The 7,935-nt window shown below is 71.6% G+C and carries 9 protein-coding genes and 1 pseudogene; 8 read left to right on the plus strand and 2 right to left on the minus strand.

Features of this window, described 5'->3' with window-relative positions:
• Nucleotides 1-57: 57 nt before the first annotated feature.
• Entirely contained in the window at nt 58-1,110 is a 1,053-nt protein-coding gene (gene tnpB, locus ACWEVO_RS22760; protein WP_452309546.1) for an IS607 family element RNA-guided endonuclease TnpB, read from the minus strand.
• 108 nt (nt 1,111-1,218) lie between these two features.
• Here tnpB and ACWEVO_RS22765 point away from each other — a divergent pair, with 108 nt between their 5' ends.
• The 8 genes and pseudogenes from ACWEVO_RS22765 to ACWEVO_RS22800 all read left to right on the plus strand — a co-directional run bounded on the left by ACWEVO_RS22765 (nt 1,219) and on the right by ACWEVO_RS22800 (nt 7,233).
• Nucleotides 1,219-1,626, plus strand: a complete 408-nt coding sequence (locus tag ACWEVO_RS22765; RefSeq protein ID WP_452309547.1) for a hypothetical protein — start codon at nt 1,219-1,221, stop codon at nt 1,624-1,626.
• A 42-nt stretch (nt 1,627-1,668) separates the two neighbouring features.
• Nucleotides 1,669-2,103, plus strand: a complete 435-nt coding sequence (locus tag ACWEVO_RS22770; RefSeq protein ID WP_452309548.1) for a hypothetical protein — start codon at nt 1,669-1,671, stop codon at nt 2,101-2,103.
• A gap of 86 nt (nt 2,104-2,189) precedes the next feature.
• Nucleotides 2,190-3,173 carry a hypothetical protein gene (locus ACWEVO_RS22775; protein ID WP_452309549.1) on the plus strand — a complete coding sequence of 328 codons (984 nt, stop codon included), beginning with the start codon at nt 2,190-2,192 and terminating at the stop codon, nt 3,171-3,173.
• A gap of 97 nt (nt 3,174-3,270) precedes the next feature.
• Entirely contained in the window at nt 3,271-3,810 is a 540-nt protein-coding gene (locus tag ACWEVO_RS22780) for a PadR family transcriptional regulator (protein WP_452309550.1), read from the plus strand.
• A gap of 166 nt (nt 3,811-3,976) precedes the next feature.
• Nucleotides 3,977-4,314, plus strand: a pseudogene (locus tag ACWEVO_RS22785) (ABC transporter ATP-binding protein); the annotation flags it as partial.
• An 18-nt stretch (nt 4,315-4,332) separates the two neighbouring features.
• The gene (locus tag ACWEVO_RS22790; protein WP_452309554.1) at nt 4,333-4,599 is read left to right on the plus strand and encodes a hypothetical protein; all 267 of its coding nucleotides are present in this window, start codon (nt 4,333-4,335) and stop codon (nt 4,597-4,599) included.
• 1 nt (nt 4,600) lies between these two features.
• Nucleotides 4,601-6,379 carry an ABC transporter permease gene (locus tag ACWEVO_RS22795; protein WP_452309551.1) on the plus strand — a complete coding sequence of 593 codons (1,779 nt, stop codon included), beginning with the start codon at nt 4,601-4,603 and terminating at the stop codon, nt 6,377-6,379.
• A gap of 92 nt (nt 6,380-6,471) precedes the next feature.
• A complete protein-coding gene (locus ACWEVO_RS22800; protein WP_452309552.1) occupies nt 6,472-7,233 on the plus strand; it encodes a hypothetical protein in 762 nt (253 codons plus the stop codon).
• Between the two features lie 28 nt (nt 7,234-7,261).
• Here the strand turns inward: ACWEVO_RS22800 and ACWEVO_RS22805 are convergent.
• Nucleotides 7,262-7,935 (minus strand): glycerate kinase (locus ACWEVO_RS22805; RefSeq protein WP_452309553.1); only part of this gene is annotated, 674 nt, incomplete at its 5' end.

Raw genomic sequence — 7,935 nt, forward strand, 5'->3', positions numbered from 1 at the left:
TACTGGAACGGTCACCCCCTCGACCGAACCCGCACCAGCCACCTCGCCCGCCTCGCCCTAGCCGCATGAACCCGCCAATAAGCCAGCAGGATCCAGCTGCCGGCGGATCTCGGCGAAGCCGGCATCCGCGATGTGTCGGGCCAGCCGGCGGTTGGCCAGCATGCCGGTGACGTTGAGGTCTTCGACCACGATCGTGCCGTGCTCGCGGGCCAGCCCGGTGGTGAGGCGGTGCAGGCCGTCGCGGCGCAGGTTGGCCACCCGGGCGTGCGCGCGGCCGAGCCGGTTCGCGGCGCGCTGCCACCGCTTCGATGGCCGGCGGCCGGTCCTGCGGTCGGGGCCGTTCCTGCGAGACAATGCCCGGCCGAGCCGCCGCAGCCGCGTCTGCGCGGCGGCGAGGTGGCGTGGGTTGTCCACCAACTCGCCGGTCGACACCACGGCCAGGTGCGTGATACCGACGTCCACACCGACCACCGACCCGCGACGGTTTGGGCGGCGTTCGCCGCGTTGCACCTCGACGCAAAACGCGACGTGCCAACGCCCACCGTCACGGCGCACCGTGGCGGACATGATCCGGGCCGTGCCTGCCTCCAGGCGGCGGGCCAGCTTGCGCGCCGACTCGTGCAGCTTCAACCGACCCAGCCGGGGCAGCACCACATGTTTCCGGTCGGCCTCGACCCGGATCGCGCCGGTGGTGAACCGCACCGCCGGGGTGCAGCGGTGCTTGGACTTGAACCGCGGAAAACCGACCTTGCGACCCGCGCGTCTACCGGCACGAGAGTCCGACCAGTTCTTCAACCCGCGGGCCAGCGCGTCCAAGCCGGTGTTGAACGCCTCCTTCGAGCACTCCCGCCACCACGGCGCCACCTCACCCTTGGCCGCGTTCCACGCCCTCCGCAACGCCGGCAACGACCAACCCACCGCCGGAGTCAGCAGCTCCTCGGGCACACCGTAGGAACGTTCCGCGGCCCGCTGATGCCACACCGCCTTCACCTGAGCCAACGCCCAGTTGTGCGCCACACGCGCCGCACCGGCATGCGCGAGCACCGACCGCTCCTGAGCCGGGGTGAGATCCAGCGCAAAACGATACGCCTGGATACTGTGCACACCCACCCCCACTCACCCCCTCAGGATCAGTGTTGGCGACGGGTACGACACTCCCGCAGCCCCTCGCCCAAACACCGCACCAGAACGCGCCCTTGACGCCTAAAGAGCACGCCCTTGGCAGCAGTTCACACCCCCGACGTGTTGCGTCCGCAACTGGAGGAGCCCACGTTCTGCGACGACGGCGGGCAGTTCATCGCCACCGCGGTGCTGTGGCGGCTGACCGCGGACGACCGCTGGCACGCCGGCGACGGCATCACCTTCCCACCGCTTCGCGGGCCGTACGACGACACGGGGCCGGACGGCTCCGGCATGCTCGAGATCCTCTGCGACGACATCGTCGACCGGTTCGTCGAGTTCGCCGGCGACTATTACGAGATCGACGTGGACCAGGCGGCGGTCGCACACGTCGTCGCTCAGCAGCCGCTCACCGATGCCGTGATCCGGGCGTTGAATCCTCAGCTCACCCTGGGCGGCCTGCTCAAGGACATCGCCGCGATCGGTTACCTGATCGCCGCGCGGTAGCGACTGCCCTCCGACACCGTGCCATTCACTAACGTCCCGACTGTGACAGCCACGGCAGCGGGCGCGTTCCGCCGGACAGCGATCGAACGATCAGACCAGCGCATCGCATGGGAACGGACGGACCAGGCCTTCTTCGCGGCCGGAGCCTGTCACATCCTCGCGTGGGTCTGCCGGGATTCCTACCCGCAGCGGTCGATCGGCATCGCGGGGGTGCGCTTCGCGGACGAGCGGCAGATCTTCCACGTCTACGCAGTCTGGGACGGTTGGGCGTTCGACCATTCGGGGTGGCATCCCGAGCCGCACCTGCTGGCGGTCAACTCCGACTTCGAAGGCCGCCCCTTGGAGAACATCAGCATCACCGAAGACCTCGCCGACTTCTGCGAGCAGCACCACAGCCGGATGCCGCACCAGTACTGGCAGGACCCGCTGCCCAGGGCGCGTGCCTATGTGGAGCGGCATCGCCCACCGTGGGCGTAGCGCTTCGACAGGTGGGGGCAGCCCTACCGACAAGTGCAGGGCTCACCCTGTCGATTCGGGTCGGCGGCGCTGCGAGCGTGTACGTCATGACGAACGAGGCGCTGATCGCGCGTCCCTCCACCACGGTGCGCCTGCACCGGCCGCTGGTGTTGCTCGCCGGGCTCATGACGGTCCTGGCGTTGGTGTCCCTTGCTGGGCTCCTCGTCGACGGTCGTACCGTCAACGGCGCTCCGGTCTGGTTGAAGCCGTTCAAGTTCGCGGTGTCGTTCGCCCTGTACGGCGCGACGCTCGCCTGGATGCTCCGCCTGGTCCGCCGTGGCCGGTGGATCGCCTGGTGGAGCGCCACCGTCGCGGCGGTGGCGACCGCCGCCGAGGTGGGGGCCATCGTGTCGCAGGCGGCGCGCGGGCGGGCAAGTCACTTCAATGTGGCGACGCCGTACGACACGGCGGTGTACGACCTCATGGGTCAGCTCGCCCTGGTGATCTGGCTGTCGACGTTCGTCCTGGCCGTGGTGGTCTTCGTCCAGCGGCACACCGACCGCGCTGCGCTGTGGGCGATGCGGTGGGGGATCGTCGTATCCCTGGCGGGAATGCTGGTGGGCGTGAAGATGGCGCAGCCGACCGCCGCGCAGCAGCGGGTCGTCGATGCCGGTGGCGTGCTCACGGTCAGCGGCGCGCACGCGGTCGGGGCGCCCGACGGCGGCCCGTCGATGCCGGTCACCGGCTGGGCGACGACCGGCGGAGACCTGCGCATCGCGCACTTCGTGGGCCTGCACGCGCTCCAGGCGCTGCCCCTGCTGGCGTGGCTGCTCACGATCCTGGCGCGGCGGTACTCCCGGCTCGCCGTGCCGGCGGTGCGGGTACGGCTGGTGGTCGTGGGCGCGTTCGGGTACGCCGGGCTGGTCGCGCTGCTGGTGTGGCAGGCGTTGCGCGGTCAGGCGCTGCTGCATCCGGACGTCCGGACGGTGCTGGCGGCGGCGGGCCTGATCGCGGTGGTGGGCCTGGCTGCGGTCGTGGTGGTCGGCCGTCGGGCGGTTGACGGGCGGGCCCGGGCCCTTTCAGACGAGTGACCTTCGGCGGTCTCAGCACCTCTGTCTGCTGCTGCGATTCGATTTGACATCCCTATAGCTAGCGGTTATCTATTATCGATCTACGGGGGTGGGTCGGGTGCAGGACGTGGTGCTGGCCATGCTGGCGAAGGAGCCGGCGTACGGGTACGACCTGCGAAGCCGGATACGTGGCGCGCTCGGCCCGCTCGGCGAGGCGATGAACGCCGGCCAGATCTACGTGACGCTGGCCCGGCTGGCCAAGTCGGGGCTGGTGACCTCACAGCGCGACGAGGGCCTGCCGGACCGGCCCGACCGCCGGGTCTACGCGTTGACCCCGGCCGGCCAGCAGCGGGTCGCCGCGTGGCTGACCGAGGTGAGCTGGCCGAGGCCGGACCTCAGCGAGTTCCACCTCAAGCTGGTCGCCGCCGCTGCCGCCCGGCTGGCAGATCCGGTGGCTCTGGTCGACGCCCAGCGGCGCGAGGTGCTGCGCCGGCTGCGGGATGCCCAGCGGGCTGCGTTGGAGCGGTCGGTGGATCCGGTTGTCGGGTTGTTGCTGGAAGGGGTCGTGCTGCGGCTGCGGGCCGACCTGGAGTGGCTGGAGGCGTGCGAACGCATGTGGACCGAACGCGACCGGACCGGAGGGAAGGCGACCCCATGAGCGAGCGCACCGAGCGGAGCCAGGGCATACCCGGCGGTGCCGCATGACCGGGTCGGCGCTGCTGCGGGCACGCGGGGTGAGCAGGTGGTACGGGCGGGGGAGCGCCCTGGTGCGCGCCGTCGACGAGATCGACCTGGAGGTGCCCGCCGGGCAGACGCTCGTGATCATGGGTCCCAGCGGCTGCGGCAAGTCGACCCTGTTGCACCTGCTGGGCGGGCTGCAACGCCCCACCGACGGCGAGATCTGGCTGGCCGAGCACCGGATCGACGGGATGAGTGAGCGTGGCCTGGCCCGGCTGCGGCGGCAGCACATCGGCTTCGTCTTCCAGTCGTTCCACCTCATGGACGAGCTGACCGCGGTGGAGAACGTCGAGCTGGCCGCGTTGCTGGCCGGACAGTCACCGCGCCGGGCTCGGCAGCGCGCCATGACGCTGCTGGACCGGGTGGGGCTGGCCGACGCGCCAAGCACCTGCCGTCGGCATTGTCCGGCGGGCAGCGCCAGCGGGTCGCGCTCGCCCGCGCGTTGAGCAACCAGCCGCTGGTCGTGCTGGCCGACGAGCCCACCGGGAACCTGGACAGCGCCGCCACCCTGGAGGTGCTGCGCTTGTTCGAGGAACTGCGTACGGCGGGACAGACTCTGGTGGTGGTCACCCACGACGCGCGCATCGCCGCGGTCGCCGACCGGGTGATCTCCATGCGGGACGGGTCGTTCGCCGACGACAGCCGGCTCGCCGGCACCACCACCGACCCCACCGCCGGCAGGGGCACGGTCTACGGCGGGTGGCGCTGAGATGGTCGGGCGTCTGCTGCTCGTGTGCCGGCTGATGGTGCGGGACCTGCGCCGGCGGCGGACCGAGACCGTACTGCTGGTGCTCGCGATCAGCGCCGCGACCGCGACGCTGACTCTCGGCCTCGCCCTGAACGATGCTCTCGCCCGGCCGTATGAGCGGACCCGGGCCGCGACCGCGGGCCCGGACGTGGTGGCGATGCCGGGAGCGACGGGCCCGGAGGCCCTGGCCGCCCTCGCGCCGCTGGCCACCGCCCCCGGTGTCACCGCACACAGCGGGCCGTACCCGATCGCCTACCTGAGGCTGACCGCCCGCGGCGTCACCGTCCCCGCGGTCGTCGCGGGCCGGGACAACTCTCCGGCGGCGCTCGACCGGCCTGCGGTGACCGCCGGCACCTGGGTACGCCCCGGCGGCCTGGTCATCGAACCCACCTTCGCCAACGCCCTCGGCGTACACATCGGCGACACCGTCGACATCAACGGTCACCGGCTGCAGGTGGTCGGGACCGCGGTCACGGCCGCCAGGGCCGTCTACCCGCGCGCCGACTGGCGCGCCGACACGGGCAGCCCCCTGACCGAGTACGCCGGCCTGGTATGGGTCGATCGTAGCGAGATCGGCGCGCTGGCCGGCGGACGGCCGCTGACATACACCCTGAACCTGAGGTACGCGGACTCGCGGGTCGGCACCTCGTTCACTCACAAGCTCGAGGGCGCGATCGAATACACCAGCTGGAAAGAGATCGCCGACGCGGACGGCAAGCTCGTCAAACAGGCCCACCTGGCGCTTGTGGTCGGCAGTTGGCTGCTCACCGCCCTCGCGGTGGCCGGTGTCGCGAACATCGTCGCCGGCCGCGTCGTCGACCAACGCCGCCGGGTGGGACTACTCAAGGCCGTCGGCGCCGGACCGGCCATGATCGCCGCCGTTCACCTCGCCGAATACCTCGTCATCGGGCTCGCCGCCGCCGGCAGCGGCCTGACCGCCGGCTGGCTCACCGCACCCGCGCTGACCAACCCCGGCGCCGGACTGCTCGGCGCCACCGGCACCCAGCCACCCACGCTACGTACCGTGCTGGCCGCCACCGTCCTCGCCCTGGCCATCGCCGCCGCGGCGGCGCTCGCCCCCGTGCTCCGCGCCGCCACCACCGACACCGTCCACGCGCTGGCGGACGCCGCCACGCCACCCCGACGCCGCGGGTGGCGCGTGTGGCTGTCCCGCCGAATGCCCACCGCCGTCCTGCTCGGGATTCGTATCAACGCTCGTCGCCCTCGCCGCGCCCGCCTCGTCATGGTGAACACCCTGATCACCACGACCGGCCTCGCCGCCTTGCTGATGGGTTTGACACAGAACCGGCGGGTCAAGCTCGGCGAGTCGGAGTTGGCCAATCCCCAGAGCACACGAACCCTTCAGGCCATGCTCCTCGTCATCGTCGTGCTGTGCGTCCTCGCGCTCATCAACGCCGTGGTGAGCACCTGGACCGCGGTCGTCGATGCCCGCCACCCCCTGGCCGTCGCCCGCACACTGGGCGCCACACCCGCGCAGGTAACCGTGGGCATGGCGGTGGCGCAGCTGCTTCCCGCGATACCCGGCGTGGCCCTCGGGGCCGTGGCCGGCATCGGGCTGTATCTGGTCGCCAGCCCTGGCGACCAGCGGTACGCAAGCGCCTCCTGGATGCTCGCCCTGGCACTCGCGGTCCTGCTCACCGTCGCCGTACTCACCGCCATTCCCGCGCTGGCCGCCACCCGCCGCCCGGTCGCCGACACCCTCCAGTCCACACCGACCTGACCGACCGCCACACGGCCGCCCGCGGGAGGATTGCAACGGAGGGCAGCGATTCCGTGCCGCGCGGCCTTGCGACAGCCGCCTACCATCCGGCTATGACACGTCGAGCAGCGGCGGCCGCCATTGCGGCAGGAAGCCTGCTTGCGCTGGGTTGCTCGACCGGAGGGGGGACGGAAAACGAGCCCGCCGCGATGTCGACCGTCAGCGCTGACGCCGCGACTGCCAACGCCGTCGAGATGCTGCGGTCGGGCACGGAGTTCATCGATCGGACGAGTTTTCGGGCCGACGTCGACATCGCGAGTCAGATCACCACGCTGGCGCGCATCGACAATGTCAACAGGCGTGCCGTCGTGACGGCTTCGATGTTCGGCCGCGCCATGGAGATCCGGATGATCGACAATGAGGTCTACATGAGGACCGAACTGGACCTCCCGGGTGTCGGCCACGGATGGATGACCCTCGACCCGGCCCGGGTGCCGTCAGACTTCGCTCCGAGCTTCGCCCCAGGCAAGAATGATCCCGGTGGCTCGGCGCGCCTCATCAATGCGATCGTCACCGCACGGGCAGACGGATCTGAAATCGTCGGGACGATCGACCTGACGCGAGTCGGCACCGGCAACGGGATCAGCATCCGCCCTGGTCCGAGTGGCTTTCCCGACGGTGCGCGCAGCAACGCATTCCACGCGACGCTGGATGCCGATGGCCGGCTGGTCAGTTTTTCGATTCCAGCCGACAGCGGCCTGCCGAACGCGTCCCTGCGCTACAGCGACTTCGGCGCGGATGTCGAGGTCGTTCGGCCGCGAGGAGCGGTCGCCGCTCCCGACGCTCTCTATCCTCAGCTCGGCCTGGGCGGCTGAGACCGAGTTGGCGGGCGCGGCTGGTAGCTCAGGCCTCCGTTGAGCGTCCGGCAAGTACGCCCAGCTGGCCGGCCAGCACACCGCCGGCCTCGACCAGCAGGCGCTCCGGGCCGTGCAGCGCCGCCTCAACCGAGCCGGCGAGTTCCACCAGCGACACGGCCGCCGCCACCGACCCGGGCACCGGGCCGCTGACCTGCCCGGCGGCCACCCCAACCCGTACGCCGGTGGACCCGGCGGTCGCCAGCAGCGACCCGACGACCTTGCCGGTCAGGGAGGTCTCATCGAAGCGTCCCTCGCCGGTGAGCAGCACGTCCGCGCCAACGAGGGCGTCGGCCAGCCCGACCAGTTCGGCGATGGTGGTGGCCCCGGGCACGATGCCGGCCCCCCAGAGCGTGGCCAGCCCGTACGCGGTGCCGCCCGCCGCGCCGGCGCCCGGCTCGTCGGGGTTCCCGCCGGCCAGGTCGGCGAGCCGGCGCAGCGCGGCGTCCAGCAGTGTCACGTCGGCCGGGTCGGCGCCCTTCTGCGGCCCGAACACGGCGGCGGCGCCGGCCGGCCCGGTCAGCGGCGCGGTCACGTCCACCAGCAGCTGCACCCCGCCGGGCGGGGCGGGCAGCAGGTCGCTGGTGTCGAGGTGGGCCAGGTCGGTCAGGGCGGCGCCGCCGAGCGGCAGGTCCCGGCCCTGGCTGTCGCGTAGCCGCAGCC

Source organism: Micromonospora sp. NPDC003776 (assembly GCF_053605645.1).